This is a genomic window from Bradyrhizobium liaoningense (genome assembly GCF_018130825.1).
GTDB classification, from domain to species: domain Bacteria; phylum Pseudomonadota; class Alphaproteobacteria; order Rhizobiales; family Xanthobacteraceae; genus Bradyrhizobium; species Bradyrhizobium liaoningense_B.
Window position 1 is genome coordinate 761,278 of the sequence record NZ_JAFCJS010000003.1, and the last position, 17,224, is coordinate 778,501.

At 64.9% G+C, this 17,224-nt stretch carries 14 protein-coding genes; 4 read left to right on the plus strand and 10 right to left on the minus strand.

Features of this window, described 5'->3' with window-relative positions; all coding sequences use genetic code 11:
* Positions 1-89: 89 nt before the first annotated feature.
* Entirely contained in the window at positions 90-1,334 is a 1,245-nt protein-coding gene (locus JQ603_RS17030; RefSeq protein WP_212341105.1) for a glycosyltransferase family 87 protein, read from the plus strand.
* On the opposite strand, the gene JQ603_RS17035 is transcribed toward JQ603_RS17030, so the two are convergent.
* Entirely contained in the window at positions 1,331-2,212 is an 882-nt protein-coding gene (locus JQ603_RS17035) for a DMT family transporter (protein WP_212341107.1), read from the minus strand. The two genes, JQ603_RS17030 and JQ603_RS17035, sit on opposite strands and share 4 nt — an antisense overlap.
* 167 nt (positions 2,213-2,379) lie before the next feature.
* Here JQ603_RS17035 and JQ603_RS17040 point away from each other — a divergent pair, with 167 nt between their 5' ends.
* The 3 genes from JQ603_RS17040 to JQ603_RS17050 all read left to right on the plus strand — a co-directional run bounded on the left by JQ603_RS17040 (position 2,380) and on the right by JQ603_RS17050 (position 5,449).
* Positions 2,380-2,601 carry a dodecin gene (locus tag JQ603_RS17040; protein ID WP_080135072.1) on the plus strand — a complete coding sequence of 74 codons (222 nt, stop codon included), beginning with the start codon at positions 2,380-2,382 and terminating at the stop codon, positions 2,599-2,601.
* A gap of 182 nt (positions 2,602-2,783) precedes the next feature.
* Positions 2,784-4,688 carry a sensor domain-containing diguanylate cyclase gene (locus tag JQ603_RS17045; protein WP_212341109.1) on the plus strand — a complete coding sequence of 635 codons (1,905 nt, stop codon included), beginning with the start codon at positions 2,784-2,786 and terminating at the stop codon, positions 4,686-4,688.
* A gap of 113 nt (positions 4,689-4,801) precedes the next feature.
* Complete coding sequence (locus tag JQ603_RS17050; protein ID WP_212341111.1) at positions 4,802-5,449, plus strand: HAD family hydrolase; 648 nt, start codon at positions 4,802-4,804, stop codon at positions 5,447-5,449.
* 428 nt (positions 5,450-5,877) lie between these two features.
* On the opposite strand, the gene JQ603_RS17055 is transcribed toward JQ603_RS17050, so the two are convergent.
* The 9 genes from JQ603_RS17055 to JQ603_RS17095 all read right to left on the minus strand — a co-directional run bounded on the left by JQ603_RS17055 (position 5,878) and on the right by JQ603_RS17095 (position 17,210).
* A complete protein-coding gene (locus JQ603_RS17055) occupies positions 5,878-7,776 on the minus strand; it encodes a TRAP transporter large permease (RefSeq protein ID WP_212341540.1) in 1,899 nt (632 codons plus the stop codon).
* Complete coding sequence (locus tag JQ603_RS17060) at positions 7,776-8,444, minus strand: TRAP transporter small permease subunit (protein WP_212341113.1); 669 nt, start codon at positions 8,442-8,444, stop codon at positions 7,776-7,778. The genes JQ603_RS17055 and JQ603_RS17060 overlap by 1 nt, the downstream gene beginning before the upstream one ends.
* 102 nt (positions 8,445-8,546) lie before the next feature.
* Positions 8,547-9,683 carry a TRAP transporter substrate-binding protein gene (locus JQ603_RS17065; protein WP_212341115.1) on the minus strand — a complete coding sequence of 379 codons (1,137 nt, stop codon included), beginning with the start codon at positions 9,681-9,683 and terminating at the stop codon, positions 8,547-8,549.
* Between the two features lie 223 nt (positions 9,684-9,906).
* Entirely contained in the window at positions 9,907-10,875 is a 969-nt protein-coding gene (locus JQ603_RS17070) for an ABC transporter ATP-binding protein (protein WP_212341117.1), read from the minus strand.
* Positions 10,872-11,867, minus strand: coding sequence for an ABC transporter ATP-binding protein (locus JQ603_RS17075; protein ID WP_212341119.1), 996 nt, complete (start codon positions 11,865-11,867; stop codon positions 10,872-10,874). The genes JQ603_RS17070 and JQ603_RS17075 overlap by 4 nt, the downstream gene beginning before the upstream one ends.
* Positions 11,867-12,784: an ABC transporter permease gene (locus JQ603_RS17080; protein WP_212341121.1), complete on the minus strand. Its 918-nt coding sequence runs from the start codon at positions 12,782-12,784 to the stop codon at positions 11,867-11,869. Before JQ603_RS17080 ends, JQ603_RS17075 begins: the two co-directional genes overlap by 1 nt.
* The gene (locus JQ603_RS17085; protein ID WP_212341123.1) at positions 12,750-13,709 is read right to left on the minus strand and encodes an ABC transporter permease; all 960 of its coding nucleotides are present in this window, start codon (positions 13,707-13,709) and stop codon (positions 12,750-12,752) included. The genes JQ603_RS17080 and JQ603_RS17085 overlap by 35 nt, the downstream gene beginning before the upstream one ends.
* 29 nt (positions 13,710-13,738) lie before the next feature.
* Positions 13,739-15,529: a peptide ABC transporter substrate-binding protein gene (locus JQ603_RS17090; RefSeq protein ID WP_212341125.1), complete on the minus strand. Its 1,791-nt coding sequence runs from the start codon at positions 15,527-15,529 to the stop codon at positions 13,739-13,741.
* 262 nt (positions 15,530-15,791) lie between these two features.
* Positions 15,792-17,210, minus strand: a complete 1,419-nt coding sequence (locus tag JQ603_RS17095) for a M20 family metallopeptidase (protein ID WP_212341127.1) — start codon at positions 17,208-17,210, stop codon at positions 15,792-15,794.
* Positions 17,211-17,224: the final 14 nt, after the last annotated feature.

A 17,224-nucleotide genomic window follows, 5' to 3' on the forward strand; every position in this document is an offset into this window, starting at 1 on the left:
GTCCCTTAAGCCTCCAATGGCAGCTTTTCAGGGATCTGCGGACCTACCCGGCCGGTCGCCAATCCGCCAGGTACGAGGTTGCCGCCGCCATGCTCGCCGAAACACTGGAAGGGGTTCAGTTCTCGCCGTCGAAGCGGGCGACCTATCTGCGTCTCGTGCTGGCTGCGCTGGCGGCGGTCATCGCGTTCAAGACCTTCTGGTTCGCCCGCTGGGGCGGCTGGACGAACCGCGAGCTCGCCGATTTCGACGCCTTCCACATCGTCGCGCAGCGCGTCTGGCGCGGCGACCTCGACCAGGTCTATCACTTCGGGGCCCTCTTGAAGATGCAGATGGAGGCCGCCGGCGGCACGACCGGCTTCATGCCCTGGACCTATCCGCCGCAATACGGTCTCCTGCTCGCGCCGTTCGCGTTGCTGCCGGTCGGCGTCGCCTATCTCCTGTTCACGACCGCAACACTCGCGCTCTATCTCGCAGTGTTGCGCACGATCTCCGGCGCGAATTTCGCGCTAGCGCTGGTGATCCTGTTTCCGGCACTGGTGATCACCATCGGCTCCGGGCAGAACGGCTTTCTCACCGGCGCGCTGATCGCGCTCGTCTGCCTCAACCTCGAACGGCGGCCGCTTCTTGCGGGCCTTGCGCTCGGCGCCATGGTGATCAAGCCTCACCTTGCCATTGTCGTCGGCGTCTATTTGCTGGCGACGCGGCGCTGGGTCGCGCTTGCGACCGCAGCAGTCGTCGTGCTGGCGAGCTCGCTGCTCTGCACGCTCCTGTTCGGCTGGCAGATCTGGGCGGCCTGGCTGGGCGCGATCAGGGAATCGGCGAGCTATCTCGAGCAGGGCTCCTATCCGCTCTATCGCATGATCTCGGCCTATGCGGCGCTCTGCAAAGCCGGTCTTCCGGCAAGTATCGCCTTCTGGGGACAGGTGACCGTTGCGGGGTTGGCCTTGCTCGCCGTCCTCGTCGGCACGGCACGTGGTACGTCGTCCAGATTCGCACTTGGCATCACGGTGATGCTGTCGGTGATGATCAGCCCTTACGCCTATGATTACGACCTGCCGATGCTGGGGATCGGTCTTGCCTTGATCCTGCCCGATCTCGCCGGGCTGGCGAGCCCGCGCGAGCGCAGCTGGATGTACGGGTTGATCCTGCTCGCCGGCGCCTATGGATTGCTACAATCGGCCCGGCTAGCCGCACAAGTCGATCCCAGTCAGCATTTCACACCCGCCATTGGCGGTTTCGCGTTGATGGCACTGCTGCTTCTCCTGCTAAAACTGTTGTGGAGCCGGGCACAACCTGCGCCGGCCCGGCCGCAGGCCGCACAACACCACGTCTAGGTGCGCTGCAATGCCAGCGTCACGCCGCCGAGCGTGAGCGCCATCGCCGTCCATTCGCGCAGACCCAGCGGCTCGCCGAGGATGATTGCGGCCGAAATCACGCCGATCACGGGCACGATCAGCATGCCGGTCGACGCCGCGGTCGGCGGCAGGCGGCGCAGCGTCTCGAACCAGGCGACGTAGCAGAGGCCCATCGGCACCAGCGTCATGTAGACGAAGCAGCCGAGACCCAGCGGGGTGATCGCCGAGACATCCGGATGCTCGAAGAGCACGCCGAGAAGCAGCATGGTGGCGCAGCCGAGCCCCACCTGCCAGGCGACGACGACCAGCGGCGGCATCGGCAGCGGCTTGCGGTTGAGCACATTGCCGAGCGCGAATAGGATGGCGCAGAGCACCGCCAGGACGATGCCCAGCAGCTTGTCGGCGCCGAACGCGAAGCCATTGCCGCTCAGCAGCAGCGCAACGCCGGCGACGCCGAGGACGAGCCCGAAGACATCCCGCAACGTGGGCCGCGTGTGCAGCACCGGCCAGGCGAACAGCATGGCCCAGATCGGCATGGTGTAGGCGAGCAACGCCCCCTCGCTCACGGTCACGTATTTCATCGCGACCGTGCCGAGCCCCATCCAGGCAAAGACGTTGGTGAGGGTCGCAAACAGCAGCCGCGGGATCGCCTCGCGCGGTACGGCAAACGCCTCCTTCCGGCTCAGTGCCAGGGCCCCGAGAATGACCGCGGCGCAGACACCGGCGAGCCCGCGGGCAAACAAGGGCGGCCATTGCTGGAGCAGCAGCTTCATCAGCGGCCAGTTCAGCGCCCAGCCGATCGCGGCCACGCAGAGGCAGAGAGCACCGATCGTCCTGTCGTGCCGGGCCGAATCCATGGCTAGCGCTTAGCAGGCGGGTGCTGGCCGCTCCACCTCGGCTGGTGCATGCTGGCCATCGCCGGGCACGGAACCCGACGCGCGGGTGCCCGTTCACAGGGGAGGCCCGACGCTCCAAACCGCGGGAGCGGTATCCGGGCCCGCCACAGCACAAGGGGAGACGTCTCATGCCCACAGCCGAGAAGGACCACGTCTACAAGATCCTGGAACTGGTCGGATCATCCGAGACCTCGATCGAGGATGCGATCAAGAACGCGATCGGCCGCGCCGCCAAGACCGTCCGCGAGATGAAATGGTTCGAGGTGGTGCAGACGCGCGGCCATATCGAGAACAATGCCGTGCGCCACTACCAGGTGACGTTGCGCGTTGGCTTCACGCTGGAGGGATGACGCGGCCGATGCCGGGCAAGACCGTCACACCGCGGCGGCGTGGTTAACATCTGCCGACGAGAGTCGATCAAGATCTATCGACCCTCGCCCGGTTGAATACGGACCGCGCACAATCATCGCGGATATTGCAACAGGCCGTTAAGTCCAAAGTGAGAGGTTTGCGCCGATCTGGAGCAAGCCTCATGGTCACGAGCCGCGAACTCGGCAAGACGCGCCTTCCGCTCTGGGCGGCGGGTTTCGTCGCGCTGATTTGCGTCGCAATCCTCGGCTTGAGCGCCTGGCGCGAATGGGAGGCGCGGAATGCCGATCTCAGGAACGCCGAGATCGACGTCGCCAACCTGGCGCATTCGCTGGTCCAGCACGCGGACGATACGTTCGAGCTCGCCGACACGATCCTGGTCGGGCTGGTCCACCGTCTCGAACTCGACGGCATGGGTCCCGATACGATCGCGAAGCTCCAGACCTATCTGCCGACCCGCAAGTCATCGGACCGCATCCGCGGCATCTTCGTCTATGACGATACCGGCCGCTGGCTCGCCACGACCGAGCAAATCGATTTCTCCAGACTCAACAACAGCGACCGCGAATATTTCCGGCAGCACCGCAGCTCGCCGGAAAAGGGCACGCTGATCGGACGGCCGATCAAGAGCCGCTCCGGCGGCCAGTGGATCATCACCGCGTCGCGCCGGATCGACCATCCCGACGGCAGCTTCGCCGGCGTCGCCCTGCTCACGATCGACGTCGCCTATTTCGTCAAATTCTACGAGCGCTTCGACGTCGGGCCGAACGGCTCGGCGTCGCTGCTGAACAATGACGGCATCATGCTGGCGCGCAGCCGCGACGAGAGCGGCGCCTTCGTCGGACGCGACTTGTCCAATGCGCCCTTGTTCAAAACCTGGAAAAGCCGCCCCGCCGCGGCGGTCTACTATTTCAAGTCGCCGCTCGATGGCGTACAGCGGCTGAGTTACTATCAGCGCAGCAGCCGCTATCCCCTGATGGTGCTGGCGAGCAAGTCCCAGGACGACGTGCTTGCCCCCTGGCGCCGCGCGGCAGTCGCGCGCATGACCTTCGTCCTCGGTCTCGTCCTGCTGATCGCGCTGATCGGCTCCTACCTGGTCCGTCAGTTGGTGCAGCGCCAGCGCATGGCGCAGGCCCTGGTCGCCAAGGAAGCGAATTTCCGCCTGCTGGCCGAGCAGTCCAGCGACATGGTGACCAGGATCGGCCTGGACAACCGGCTGCTCTACGTCTCTCCCGCATGCGCGCGCATCACCGGCTGGTCCGCCGACGAATTGCTGGCGACCTCGGCCCTCGCAGGCATTCACCCGGAGGACCTGGAACGCGTCGAGCAAGCCATTGCCGCGCTGAAGAATGGCGAGGCCGAGGAAGCGCGGTTCGTCTATCGCCAGCGTCATCGGGACAAGGGCGAGATCTGGGCGGAGGCGGCGCTGCACGTGACCCTGGCCTCCGACAGCGGCGAGATCGACGGCGTCGTCGCAGTCGTGCGCGACATGACCGAGCAGAAGGACCTTCAGGACAAGCTCGCCTCGCTGGCAACGACCGATGGCCTCACCGGCCTTGCCAACCGGCGCGCGTTCGACGAACGCCTTACTGATGAATGGGCGCGTGCGCGGCGCGACGGCACGCAGCTTTCGCTCCTGCTGATCGATGTCGATCACTTCAAGAAGTTCAACGACCATTACGGGCATCTGGCGGGCGACGGGTGCCTTCGCGCGCTGAGCCGGATTCTGTCCGCTCACGCCAGGCGCCCCGCCGATCTTGCCGCCCGCTACGGCGGCGAGGAGTTTGCCCTGTTGTTGCCGAACACCGGCCCGGACGGCTGCGCCGAGGTCGCCGAAGCGATTCGCCGGGCGCTGCTCGACCTCGCCATGCTGCATGCGCAAAACCCGCCCTCTCGCCTGGTGACCGTCAGCGTGGGCGCCGCGGCAAGCCTCCCATCGGAAACCACGGCGGACTCCAGCACGCTGGTGGCGGCTGCTGATCGCGCGCTCTACGCTGCCAAGGACAGCGGCCGTGACCGCTTGGTGATGTCGGGACAGGTCGTGCCCTGGCCCGCGAGGACCGCATGACGGGATCGACCTCTCACCAGATGCGGCGGACGCCGCGCCGCCCACCACAACCGTAGAGACATCCCGGGTTTGTCCTCAGTATTCGGGCAGGATATGACTGCAGTCGCGGCCGGATGTTCGGCCGATCCGAGAGTGTTGCCGTGACTAACCCTATCAAGCTCGTCCTGTTCGACATGGACAATGTGCTCTGCGACTACGACAGGGCAAAGCGCGTCGCCTGCCTGGCAGAGCTGGCGGGGACGACCAGCGCGTTCATCCACGAGGCGATCTGGGACAGCGGCTTCGAGCTGCTCGGCGATTCCGGCGCACTCGATGCTGCGGACTATCTGCGAGGCTTCGGCGAACGCATGGACTACCCGCTGTCGCTCGACGAGTGGGTGGAGGCGCGGCGCCGTTCGATGCAGGCGAATGCCGCGATGCTGGGGATTGTCCGCCGCCTGCGCGAGACCGTCGATGTTGCCGTCCTGACCAACAATACCACGCTGGTCGCCGACCATATCGATACGCTGCTGCCCGATCTGCGTCCGCTGTTCGGCTCGAAGATCTACGCTTCCGCCCGGTTCAAGACGGCGAAACCGGACCCGCGCTGCTATCATCGCTGCCTGTCCGAGCTCAACGTGATGCCGCAGGCCGTCCTGTTCGTCGACGATCTCATGGCCAATGTTGCCGGCGCGCGCGAGGCGGGGCTGTTCGCGCATCACCATACGTCGGTGGAGACTTTCAGGCAGGCCCTCTCGGAATATGGCCTGCTGCATGGATGAATATGCGTAACATCGTAACGCCGGTGAAGGCGTCCAGGCAGGCTCGGCCCCGGCGCGATCACCTGTCGTGATTGGGGACCCATTCCTCTGCGGTCGCGTCCCAATGATGGGTATCGTCGAAGTGCCGCCATGGGGGCCGCTGTGGTTTGGGCTCGGCGGGCTTTTGCCGCGGTTGGGGCAGGAGCGCGCCAAGCCTCATCGTCCAGTCACGGGCGCTCTGTTCCCAGTACGGCCTGTTGAAGGGTGTCAGCATCGGGGCCTCCTTCAAGCAAGTAGCGTGGCCATTCTAGCACCATCGGAGCCATGTGGTGTAAGATGCTTCACAGTCCGAAATGAATTTTTCCGCCGACTCCTTCGCCCAAGAAGCGGCCGGGAGATGCATGCCGCCCACGGATTCCAGGCCGGCGAAGCCCTGAGACGTTCGATGCTCAGCCTCCGTACAGATAGTTCGGCAGCCACAGCGTCAGGCCGGGCCAGATGTACATGAACACCATGCAGACGATCACGATCAGCATGTAGGGCATCATGCCGGAGAAGATCTGGTTGAGCGTGACGTGCTTTGGCGCCACGCCCTTCAGATAGAACGCCGACATCGCCACGGGCGGCGACAGGAATGCGGCCTGGAGGTTGACGAAGACCAGCACGCCCCACAGGACCGGATCGATGTTGAAATGCTTCAGCATCGGCAGGAAGATCGGCACGAAGATCACGATGATCTCGGTCCATTCCAGCGGCCAGCCGAGCAGGAAGATGATCGCCTGCGACAGGATCATGAACTGCACCGGCGACATGTTGAGCGAGAGCACCCAGCTTTCGAGCAGCGCCTGGCCGCCGAGGATCGCGAACACCGCCGAGAACAGCGCCGAGCCCACGAAAAGCCAGCACACCATCGAGGTGGTCTTGGCGGTCAGGAACACCGCCTCCTTGGTGCGCTTCCAGTCCAGCGTCCTGGCCTGGAACGCGAGCAGGAAGGCGCCGGCCGCCCCCACTGCCGCCGATTCCGTCGCGGTGGTGATGCCGAACAGGATCACGGCGAGCACGACCACCGTCAGGATGCCGAGCGGCATCACGGACATGACCAGAAGCCGCAACACCTCGAACTGCTCGGCCTCCATGGTCCAGTAATAATAGAGCAGCATGAGCGCGCAGATGCCGACGACGACGGCAAAGTAAGTATAGAACTCAGGCGGCGGTCCGGACTCCACGGGCGCGGCCGTGGTCTTGCCCCGCAGCTCGGCACTGCCCATCTGCTGGAGCACCTCGGGCCCGTTGGTCGTGGCCCTCTCCGACCGGCTGGCGGCGCCGCCGAGCTCCTCGAGCTTTTCTTCGGCGCTCTCCTGCTGCTGGGCGCCCGCGCCGAGCGGCTGGAGCGTCTCCTCCGCGCGCGGCTGTTGCTGCGTCGCGGCCGCGACCGGCGTTTGAATGTCGGCCTGCTGGTGGATCACGACGTACCACCAGGCGGCCCAGAGCGTTGCGAGCGTGAGCACCAGCGGCACCAGCGCGTAGCCGAGGCTCTGCACCAGCGTCGAATAGGTGACGCGGGCGCCATCGACGCCGGCATTGACGATCCTGCGGGGCGCCAGCAGCGCCGCAACGAGTGCCGGCAGCACCTTGCGTGAATAGGCTTGCTGCAGCGTGACGATCCATGGACGGACCGGAACCCTGATTTCGCTTTCGGGAAGCTTCGGCGCAATCTTCGGATTGAGTAGCGCCCAGCCGACGATGTAGACGAGATAGAGGAAGGCCAGGAAGAAGCCCGGAAACATCGCCGCCGCGTAGAGCTTCACCACCGACTGTCCGGCCACGGCCGCGTAGACGATGATCATCACAGAGGGCGGAATCAGGATGCCCAGCGTGCCTCCGGCGGTGATGACGCCGGAGGCGAGCTTGACGTCATAGCCGGCCTTCAGCATCGGATTGAAGGCGATGACGCCCATCAACACCACGACCGCGCCGACGAGCCCGCTTGCGATGCCCCAGAACGTGCAGACGATCAGCGTCGCCACCGCGAGCGAGGCAGGCACGCGGCGGAAGGCGAGCTGGATCGAGTAGAACATCTTGTCGACCAGCGCGCCGCGCTCCATGACGTAGCCCATCAGCACGAACAGAGGGATCGAGATCAGGACGTCGTTGGTCATCGCACCATAGGTGCGCTGAACCATCAGGTCGAAGATGTGGTTGTCGCCCCATGCTTCGCCCGCCCGGTGATAGGCGAAGAAGCCGAAGAACATGCCGAGCCCCATCAGGGTGAAGGCGGTCGGAAAGCCCATCATGATCACGACCACGATGAGGAAGAGCATCAAGAGTCCGAGTGCCGGATCGCTGATCATCCCTGCAGGTCCCCGCCCATGCCGCGCTGCCGCGCGCTTTCCTCGATGTCCTGCGCGCGTGCGATCGCGGCCTTCCGCGCCTCTTCGTCGACATGTTCGCTGTGCGCAAGCTGCTCCTCGATGACGTCGATTTCGGAGACATCGGCGAGCCGGCTCGGCCAGGTGCCCGTCTTGAGACAGATCACGCAGCGGGCGATTTCGGCCGCCCCCTGCAGCAGCACCAGAGCGCCCGCGAGCGGAATCATGAACTTGAAGTGGTAGACCGGCGGCCCCTCGGCGGTGACGTTGGAATGCTCGTTGATGCGCCAGGAATCCAGCGCATAGTCCCATCCCGCATAGACCAGCGCGGCAATTCCGGGCAGGAAGAATGCGAGGTACAGCACGAGGTCGAGGCTCGCCTGGGTGCGCGGCCGCATCGAGGAGTAGAGGAAGTCGCCGCGAACATGCGCGTTCTGGGCCAGCGTATAGGCGCCCGCGATCATGAACAGGGTGCCATACAGCATGTTCGAGGCGTCGAAGATCCAGGCGGTCGGCATGTTGAGGATGTAACGCTTGAAGACCTCGGCGCAGACCAGCGCCATCAGGCCCACGACCAGCCAGGCCGCGACCTTGCCGGTCCACGTGCTGATCCCGTCAATGGTGTACAGAAGGCGCTGCGGACTCATGTGCGTTGCCACCGCCAATCCTGCGTTACTGCTGCCTAGAGACAAGACAAGCGCCATCCGGGTTGTGGTCCCGGATGACGCTTCGATCGTGCGATGAGCCTGCTAGCTCTTCTTCTTGGCGTTGGGACCAAAATAGTGGGCGTAGGCCATGCGGCGGCTGACCACCGTATCCTGCTCCCACTGCGTCGCCCGCTTGGCGAAGGCCAGTTGCGATTCGACGATCTCCTTGAACAGCGGGTTCTCTGCCGACTTCTTCTCGGCCACTTGGTCGAACACCTCCAACTGCTTCTGGAGGATCGAGTCCGGCGTCTTGTAGAACTTGACCTTGTCCTTGGTCTGCAGCTCCTCGTAGTCCCTGGAGTAGCGGTCGATCGCCTTCCAGGCCATGTCCTGGCCGGCCGCGTCGACGGCATTGGCGATGATCGCCCTCATCTTCTCCGGCAGTGCGTCGAACTTGGTCTTGTTGAACATGATCTCGAACTGCTCGGCGTTCTGGTGGTAGCTCTGGAGCATGCAGATCTTGGAAACATCCGGGAAGCCGAGGACGCGATCGGATGTAGCGTTATTGAATTCGGCCGCATCCAGGAGGCCACGGTCCATCGCCGAAACGATTTCACCACCCGGCAACGCGTTGACCGCTGCGCCGAGGCCAGTGAACACGTCGATGGAGATGCCGACGGTGCGGAATTTCAGGCCCTGGAAATCCTCCACCTTGGTCATCGGCTTCTTGTACCAGCCAAGCGGCTGGGTCGGCATCGGTCCGTATGGGAACGAGACGACGTTGGCGCCGATCGAGGCGTAGAGCTTCTCGAGGAGCTCCTTGCCGCCGCCATAGCGGTGCCAGGCGAGCAGCATGTTGGCATCCATGGCATAGCCCGGACCCGAGCCCCACAGCGCCAGCGCGTTCTGCTTGCCATAGTGATAGGCGAGCACGCCGTGCCCGCCGTCGAGCGTGCCCTTCGACACCGCATCCAGCAGGCCGAAGGCCGGCACCACGGCGCCGGCGGGAAGCACCTCGATTTTGAGGTCGCCGCCGGTCATGTCGTTGACCTTCTTGGCGTAGTCGAGCGCATATTCGTGGAAGATGTCCTTGGCCGGCCAGGTGCTCTGCCAACGCATGCTGATCGGCCCCTGCGCCAGGGCGATGGTTGGCGCGGCGACGGTGGCGGCCGCTCCGGCTGCGGCCGTCCTGAGAAAACGGCGGCGCGTCGACGCGCCGTCCTTGCTCGTCTTCGTCATGATGTCCTCCCTCAGCGCGATCCGTGACGGATCGCCCTTTTTTTTGTAAGGAGAAGACAAGGACTTGCGCCGGACTTTGGCAAGAAAGTTCCTGACGATGCGACGCTACGACGCGGAGGGCGTGCAGGACGCCGCCAACTCGCCCGTTCGAATTATTCCCCGCCTGTCGGATCAAATTAAGCGGCAGCGTAAAGGCGCCTGCTGCGCATGGCGCGCTGCACCATTACGCCAGATGACACGCCACGAAGTGCCCGCCCGCCCCTTCCTTCAGCTCAGGAGCGCTTTCGGCGCAGCGCGGCTGGGCGATCGGACAGCGGGTGTGGAAGTGGCAGCCCGACGGCGGCTTCATCGGGCTCGGCACATCGCCCTTGAGGCGGATGCGCTCGCGCTTGAGCTTTGGATCGGGCACCGGCACCGCTGACAGCAGCGCCTTGGTGTAGGGATGCTGCGGATTGCGGTAGAGGTCGCTGGCCTTGGCGAGCTCGACGATGCGGCCGAGATACATCACGGCGACGCGATCGGAGATGTGCTCGACCACCGAGAGATCGTGCGCGACGAAGAGATAGGTGAGGTTCAGCTCGGCCTGGAGGTCTTCCAGGAGGTTGATGACCTGGGCCTGGATCGACACGTCGAGCGCCGAGACCGGCTCGTCGCAGACGATCAGCTTCGGCTCGACCGCAAGCGCGCGCGCGATCACGATGCGCTGGCGCTGGCCGCCGGAGAATTCGTGCGGATAGCGGCGCATGTGCTCGGCCTTCAGCCCGACCTTGACCAAGAGGCCCGCGACGCGCTCCTCGCGCTCCTTGGCGGAGGACGCGAGATTGTGGATGGTGAAGGCCTCGCCGAGGATGGCGCCGACCGTCATGCGCGGATTGAGCGAGGCGAACGGATCCTGGAACACCAGCTGCATGTTCCGCCGCATCGCGCGCAGATCGTTGCCGCCGAGCTTGCGCACGTCCTGGCCGTCGAAGGTGACCTCGCCGTCGGTCGGTTCGATCAAGCGCAGCACGCAGCGGCCCGTGGTGGACTTGCCGCAGCCGGATTCGCCGACGAGGCCGAGCGTCTCGCCGCGATTGACCGAGAACGACACGCCGTCGACCGCATAGACGCTGCCGACCTGGCGCGACAACAGGCCGCCGAGCACGGGGAAATGTTTCTTCAGGCCGCTGACGCGGAGCAAGGGTTCGCTCATGACGCGGCTCCCAACTGTGTATCGCCGAGGTGACAGGCCATGCGATGGCCGGGCGAGACCTCGCGCAGCAGCGGCTCCTTCTCGATGCAGACGTTCATGGCGAACTTGCAGCGCGGCGCGAAGCGGCAGCCGACCGGCGGATTGATCAGGATCGGCACCGAGCCGCCGATCGCCTCCAGCCGGGTCTTGTGCTCGCTGTCGAGGTCGATGCGCGGGATCGAGCGGATCAGGCCTTGCGTATAGGGGTGATGGGGATCGCCGAAGAGATCGTCGACGGGCGCCTCCTCCACCACCTTGCCGGCATACATCACGACGACGCGCTGCGCGGTCTCGGCGACGACGCCCATGGCATGGGTGATCAGCATCACCGCCATGCCGAAGCGCTCCTTCATGTCCTGCAGGAGGTCGAGGATCTGCGCCTGGATGGTGACGTCGAGCGCCGTGGTGGGCTCGTCGGCGATGATCAGCTTCGGCTTGCAGGCGAGCGCCATCGCGATCATCACGCGCTGGCGCATGCCGCCGGAGAACTGATGCGGATAATTGTGCACGCGGCCTTCGGCGTTGGGGATCTGCACCAGCTTCAGCATCTCGATGGTGCGCTCGAGCGCCTGCTTCTTCGTCACCGCTTCATGCCGGCGCAGGCTCTCGGCGATCTGCTCGCCGATCGTGAGCACCGGATTGAGCGAGGTCATCGGCTCCTGGAAGATGAAGCCGATCTCCTTGGCCCTGATCTCGTCGAGCTGATTGCTGGTCAGCGGCACGAGATCGCGGCCCTCGAAGATGATCTGGCCGGCCGCGATGCGGCCCGGCGGCATCGCGATCAGCTTCAGGATCGACATCGCGGTCACGGTCTTGCCGCAACCGGACTCGCCGACGACGCAGAGCGTCTCGCCCTTGTTGATGGAGATGTCGACGCCGTCGACGGCCTGCAGGATGCCGTCATCGGTGGAGAAGTGGGTTTTCAGGCCCTTGATCTCGAGCAGCGGCGCCATCAGATCACCCGCCGCGCATCGAGCGCGTCACGCAGACCGTCGCCGATGAAGTTGATGGCGACCACAGCGATGAAGATCGCGCCGCCCGGGAACAGCGCCCAGTGCGGACCGATGTCGAGAAAGTCCTTGGCGTCATACAGCAGTCGTCCCCAGGTCGGAGTGTCGGGTGGAAAGCCGAGACCGAGGAAGGACAGCGTCGATTCCGCGATGATGGCGGCGGCGACGTCGATGGTGCCGGCAATGATCACCGGGCCGACCGCATTGGGCAGGATATGCCGCACCACCTGCCGCACCGGGCTGGCGCCGAGCGCGCGGGCCGCCTCGACGAACTCCTTCTCGCGGATCGACAGGAACTGCGCGCGCACGAGCCGCGCCACCGGCATCCAGCGCAACCCCCCGATCACGAGCACGATCAGGATGAAGATGCCGCCTTCGGGTCCGAACACCTGCTTCAGCCCGTCGCGGAAGAGATAGATCAGCAGGAGCAGCAGCGGCAGTTGCGGCAGCGACAGGAAAAGGTCGGTGAGCCACATCAATCCGTGCCCGAGCGCGCCGCGCGACATGCCGGCGAGCGCGCCGATCAGCGTGCCGATGAAGACCGAGACCAGCATCGCGGCGAGCCCCACCGCGAGCGAGATGCGGCCGCCATAGATCATGCGCGCCAGAATGTCCTGGCCGAGATCGTCGGTGCCGAAGGGATGGGCGAGCGAGGGGCCCTGCATGCCCGCGACGATGTCGATCTCGTTGATCTTCACGCGCCACACGAAGGGCCCGACCACGACGGCGAGCACCAGGACGAGGAGCAGGAAGGCGCTGACGACGGCGAGCTTGTGGCGGCTGTAGCGCCGCCACGTCTCGCGCCAGGGCGAGTAGACGCCCCGCTCAGCGGAGGGAGATGCGAGGGTCAAGCCAGCCATAAAGGACGTCCGCGATGAGGTTGAACAGCACCACGAGGCACGCGAAGACGAAGGTGACGGCCATCACCACCGGCGTGTCGTTGGAAAGGATGGAGGAGATCAGCAGCGAGCCGATGCCGGGGATGCGGAAGATCTGCTCGGTGACGATGGCGCCGCCGAACACCGCAGGCATCTGCAACGCGATCAGCGTGACCACGGGAATCATGGCGTTGCGCATCACGTGCTTGACGATCACCGTGGCCTGGCCGAGGCCCTTGGCCCGCGCCGTGGTGACGTAGTCGAGCCTGATGACGTCGAGCATCGCCGAGCGCACGAAGCGCGTCATCGACGCCGCCTGGAACAGGCCGAGCACAGCCACCGGCATGATGGCCTGACGGATCATCTCCAGCACCCAGTGGATGCCGGTGGCCTTGATGTCGGTGGTGTAGACGAAGGGCAGCCAGTCCAGCGTGACCGAGAAGATCAGGATGAAAAGGATGCCGGTGAAGAAGGTCGGCAGCGAGAAGCCGACGAAGGCGAGCGTGTTGGCGATCTGGTCGAACAGCGAATAGGGCTTGGTCGCGGCATAGACGCCGACCGGAATCGCGATCAGCAGCGCCAGGATCTGCGCCGACCCGATCACGTAGAGCGTGGCCGGCAGGCGCTGGAGGATCAGCGTGTCGACGTCCATCCGGCTGACGAAGGAAAAGCCCCAGTCGCCGTGCAGCATGGCGTTGAGCCAGTGCAGGTAACGAAGGTGGATCGGATCATCGAGACCGAACTTGGCCCGCAGTGCAGCTTGCACTTCGGGCGGCACGTTCGGGTTCGTCGCCAGTTCAGAGAACGGGTCGCCGGGGGCGAGCGCAAGCACGACGAACAGCACGACCGAGATTCCGAGCAGGCTCGGAATCGCGATCAGGAGGCGACGCAGGACGTATTGACTCATGAGGGAAGGCCCCGTCTAGAGCTGGGGGATCATTCCTCGCGGTACCAGTCGAACAGATTGTCGGTCTCGTTGGCCCAGCCCGAGATCACCGGGCGCAGCGTGTTGGAGGCCGCCTCCACCTTGAGCCGGTGCTGTGCCGGAACGAACACGGTCTCCTGGAACAGGATGTCGTTGGCCTTGATGTAGAGCGCCGCACGCTTGACCGGATCCATCTCGCCATCGGCGGCATCGATCGCGGCGTCATAGTCCTTGTTGACGAAGCGCGGGAAGTTGGTGCCCTGCCACTTGTTCTCCTTCGTCGCCACGTTGCTCGAATGATAGCGGCGCATGTGCTGGGCCGGATCCGGCTGGCTCATCGGGATCTGGAACATCTCGATGTCGGCGTAGAATTTCGCGTAGGTGTCGGGATTGGCGACGTCCGACGAGAAGAACACCGAGGCCACGACCGACTTCAGCTCGACGTCGATACCCGCCTTCTGGCAGGCCTGCTTGACGATCGCCTGCGTCTTCTGGCGCGGGCCGTTGATCGAGGTCTGGTACAGCAGTTTCAGCTTCTTGCCGTCCTTCTCGCGGATGCCGTCCGCGCCGGGCTTCCAGCCGGCATCGTCCAGAATCTTCGAGGCCTTCTCGATGCTGAACTCCCAGGAGGTGTTCTTGGAGACGAACTTTTCCGGACCGTTGAGGAAGTTCGCGGTGGTGCGGCCGGCGCGGCCGTAGATCGCCTTCTTGATGGAATCACGATCGACCAGCAGCGACAGCGCCTTGCGCACGGCAGGGTCCGAGAACAGCGGATGCTTGGTCTTCATCGACGACTTCTCGCCGTCGACCTCGGTGTTGGGATCGGTGAAGTTGAGCGCGATGAATTCGGTGTCGCCGCCGACGGCGTAGATGGTCTTGCCCTTGCCGCCCTTCTCCAGGCGCAGCAGCACGTCGTCCTCGACCTGGATGTTCCAGCCGAAATCATACTCGCCGGTCTGGATCACCGCGCGCGCGGCCGAGACGGCATCGCCGCCGCCCTTCATCTCGAGCGTGTCGAAATAGGGCCGGTTCGGCATGTGATAGTCTTTGTTGATCTCGCCGCGGATGAGATCGCCGGGCTTGAACTCGATGAATTTGTAGGGGCCGGTGCCGACGGGCGCGAGGTTGTTCGGCGCCTCGCGCGACTTGGAGCCCTTGTACTCGGCGAACAGGTGCTTGGGCAGAACCTGTCCGGTTGCGCCGACGAAGGCATCCGCCCAGAACGGCGTCGGCTTCTTGAAGGTGAGACGCACCGTCAGATCGTCCACCTTCTCGACCGTGATGTCGCGATAGGTCGCCACGGTGACGGCGGCGGTCGCGGGATCGATGATGTATTCCCAGGTGAAGACGACATCGTCGGCGGAGAACGGCTTGCCGTCATGCCACTTCACGCCGGGCTTCAGCTTCCACGTCACCGACTTGCCGTCGGCGGCGAGCAGGCCGTTCTGGGTCGAGGGAATTTCGGACGCCAGCACCAGCTTCATGTTGCCGTCCGGATCCCAACAGGCCAGCGGCTCATAGAACAGGCGCGAGCCGTCCTGGTCCTTGGTGCCGGTGGCGAAGTGCGGATTGAGCAGGGTCGGGCCCTGCCACCACAGCAGCTTCAGCGCACCGCCGCCGCCGCGCTTGGTCGGCTTGTAGGTGGAAGCACCCTCGGCCATGGCGACGCCGCCAAGCGCGAGGATCTGGTTGGCCAGGGGAGCCGTGAGACCGACCGCGGCGAGGCGCTTGATGAAGCCGCGGCGATCCATCCGCCCGTCCTTCACCTGACCGATCATCGAACGCAGTTCTTTATCCAGCATGGTTGTCCCCCGTCTGGTTCCCGTATGGATGCAGGCGGCCGCAAAACGCGGCCGCCGAGTTTGGCTGGCGGTAGATGGCACACCGATTAGGGGGCACGTCAACTGGGACTGTGTGTATGCAAACGGTCTTCTGGCTGTCCGTTGGGCAAAACCGTGTTCCGCAGCCCAAGCGTTCGGCAATCCGGCGCCGAAACACGCCGGAAACCGCGCTGCACTGCGGAAAATTTGTTCGCCGGATCAGACGAAGTATCGAGACGGAATTCTACGCCACGGACATAGTCAGCGGCGGCGCGACGTGGTCGGGCAGCGGGCAGACATAAGGTGTCTTGGTCGTCCGCCTCACCAGGTCCGCCTTCGCGGCCTCGATCAGCTTCGGCTCAGTGAGGGCCTTGATGCCGAGCCCGGCCATCGCCTTGGCCGCCTGCACCATGGCCTTGTGCGCGTGCGGGCTCTTGCCCTGCGCCACCACCTGCCAGGTGTGGAAGGGCGTTCCGATTGCAACCGTGGGTGCGTGAACCTGCACGGTCGGCACCACCCAGCTGACGTCGCCGACGTCGGTCGAGCCGACAAGCGGGTTGCGCTTGGCATCGAGCGGCACCAGGAAGTCGGCCAGCGGCCGATCGGTCGGCTCCATGCCGATCGCGTAGTAGACCGAGGAGATGTCCTTGTCGCTCAGCGTCGCGCGGATCTCTGTGGCAAAGCTCTTGTCGGCGTCATCGAAATGCGGCGGCCCGAGCTCTTCCATGACCCGGTGCAGCGCCTGCTCCAGCGGCGCGTTCGGCAGGATGTTGGAGACCGCGGAGATGATCTTCATCTCGACCTTGGTCTCGGTCATCAGCGCAGCACCCTGCGCGATCTTGGACACGCGTTCGACCAGTTCGTTCATGCCGGGCAGATCGCGGGCACGGATCGAGTAGCGCACGCGCGCATGCGCCTGCACCACGTTGGGCGCGATGCCGCCGGTGTCGAGCAGCGCGTAGTGCACGCGCGCATCGCTCGGCATGTGCTCGCGCATGTAGTTCACGCCGACATTCATCAGTTCCACGGCGTCGAGCGCGGAACGGCCGAGATGCGGCGAGGCCGCCGCATGCGAGGTGCGGCCGGTGAAGATGAAGTCGGCGCGCGTGTTCGCGAGCGACGGCGTCACCGCCACTTCCCAGAAACTGTGCGGATGCCAGGTGATGGCGATGTCGGCGTCCTCGAACGCGCCGGAGCGCACCATGAAGGCCTTTGCCGCGCCGCCTTCTTCGGCCGGGCAGCCGTAATAGCGCACGCGGCCCGGCACCTTGTTCTCGGCGAGCCAGTCCTTCACTGCGGTCGCAGCGAGCAGCGCGGCGGAGCCGAGCAGGTTGTGACCGCAGCCATGTCCATGGCCGCCGGTCTCAACCGGACGGTGTTCCGCAACGCCCGCCTCCTGGCTGAGGCCCGGCAGCGCATCATATTCACCCATGAAGGCGATGACCGGTCCGCCCTCGCCCCACTCCCCCATCAGCGCGGTCGGGATGCCGGCGACGTTCTCGGTGATGCGGAAGCCCTGATGACGCAACTCGGCGAGATGTTCGGCGGCGGACCGCGCCTCGGTGTAGCACACCTCGGGCATGCCCCAGACCTTGTCGCTGAGGTCGATGAAACGCGCCTTGATCGTGTCGACGCCACGCCAGATGTCGCTGCGGTTATCCATGCTTCGGTCCGTGA

Excerpts from the sequence above, each read along its gene's own strand:
- JQ603_RS17030 (WP_212341105.1), top strand. The coding sequence starts at position 90 with ATGCTCGCCGAAACACTGGAAGGGGTTCAGTTCTCGCCGTCGAAGCGG.
- JQ603_RS17035 (WP_212341107.1), bottom strand. The coding sequence starts at position 2,212 with ATGGATTCGGCCCGGCACGACAGGACGATCGGTGCTCTCTGCCTCTGC.
- JQ603_RS17040 (WP_080135072.1), top strand. The coding sequence starts at position 2,380 with ATGCCCACAGCCGAGAAGGACCACGTCTACAAGATCCTGGAACTGGTC.
- JQ603_RS17045 (WP_212341109.1), top strand. The coding sequence starts at position 2,784 with ATGGTCACGAGCCGCGAACTCGGCAAGACGCGCCTTCCGCTCTGGGCG.
- JQ603_RS17050 (WP_212341111.1), top strand. The coding sequence starts at position 4,802 with ATGTTCGGCCGATCCGAGAGTGTTGCCGTGACTAACCCTATCAAGCTC.
- JQ603_RS17060 (WP_212341113.1), bottom strand. The coding sequence starts at position 8,444 with ATGAGTCCGCAGCGCCTTCTGTACACCATTGACGGGATCAGCACGTGG.
- JQ603_RS17065 (WP_212341115.1), bottom strand. The coding sequence starts at position 9,683 with ATGACGAAGACGAGCAAGGACGGCGCGTCGACGCGCCGCCGTTTTCTC.
- JQ603_RS17070 (WP_212341117.1), bottom strand. The coding sequence starts at position 10,875 with ATGAGCGAACCCTTGCTCCGCGTCAGCGGCCTGAAGAAACATTTCCCC.
- JQ603_RS17075 (WP_212341119.1), bottom strand. The coding sequence starts at position 11,867 with ATGGCGCCGCTGCTCGAGATCAAGGGCCTGAAAACCCACTTCTCCACC.
- JQ603_RS17080 (WP_212341121.1), bottom strand. The coding sequence starts at position 12,784 with ATGGCTGGCTTGACCCTCGCATCTCCCTCCGCTGAGCGGGGCGTCTAC.
- JQ603_RS17085 (WP_212341123.1), bottom strand. The coding sequence starts at position 13,709 with ATGAGTCAATACGTCCTGCGTCGCCTCCTGATCGCGATTCCGAGCCTG.
- JQ603_RS17090 (WP_212341125.1), bottom strand. The coding sequence starts at position 15,529 with ATGCTGGATAAAGAACTGCGTTCGATGATCGGTCAGGTGAAGGACGGG.
- JQ603_RS17095 (WP_212341127.1), bottom strand. The coding sequence starts at position 17,210 with ATGGATAACCGCAGCGACATCTGGCGTGGCGTCGACACGATCAAGGCG.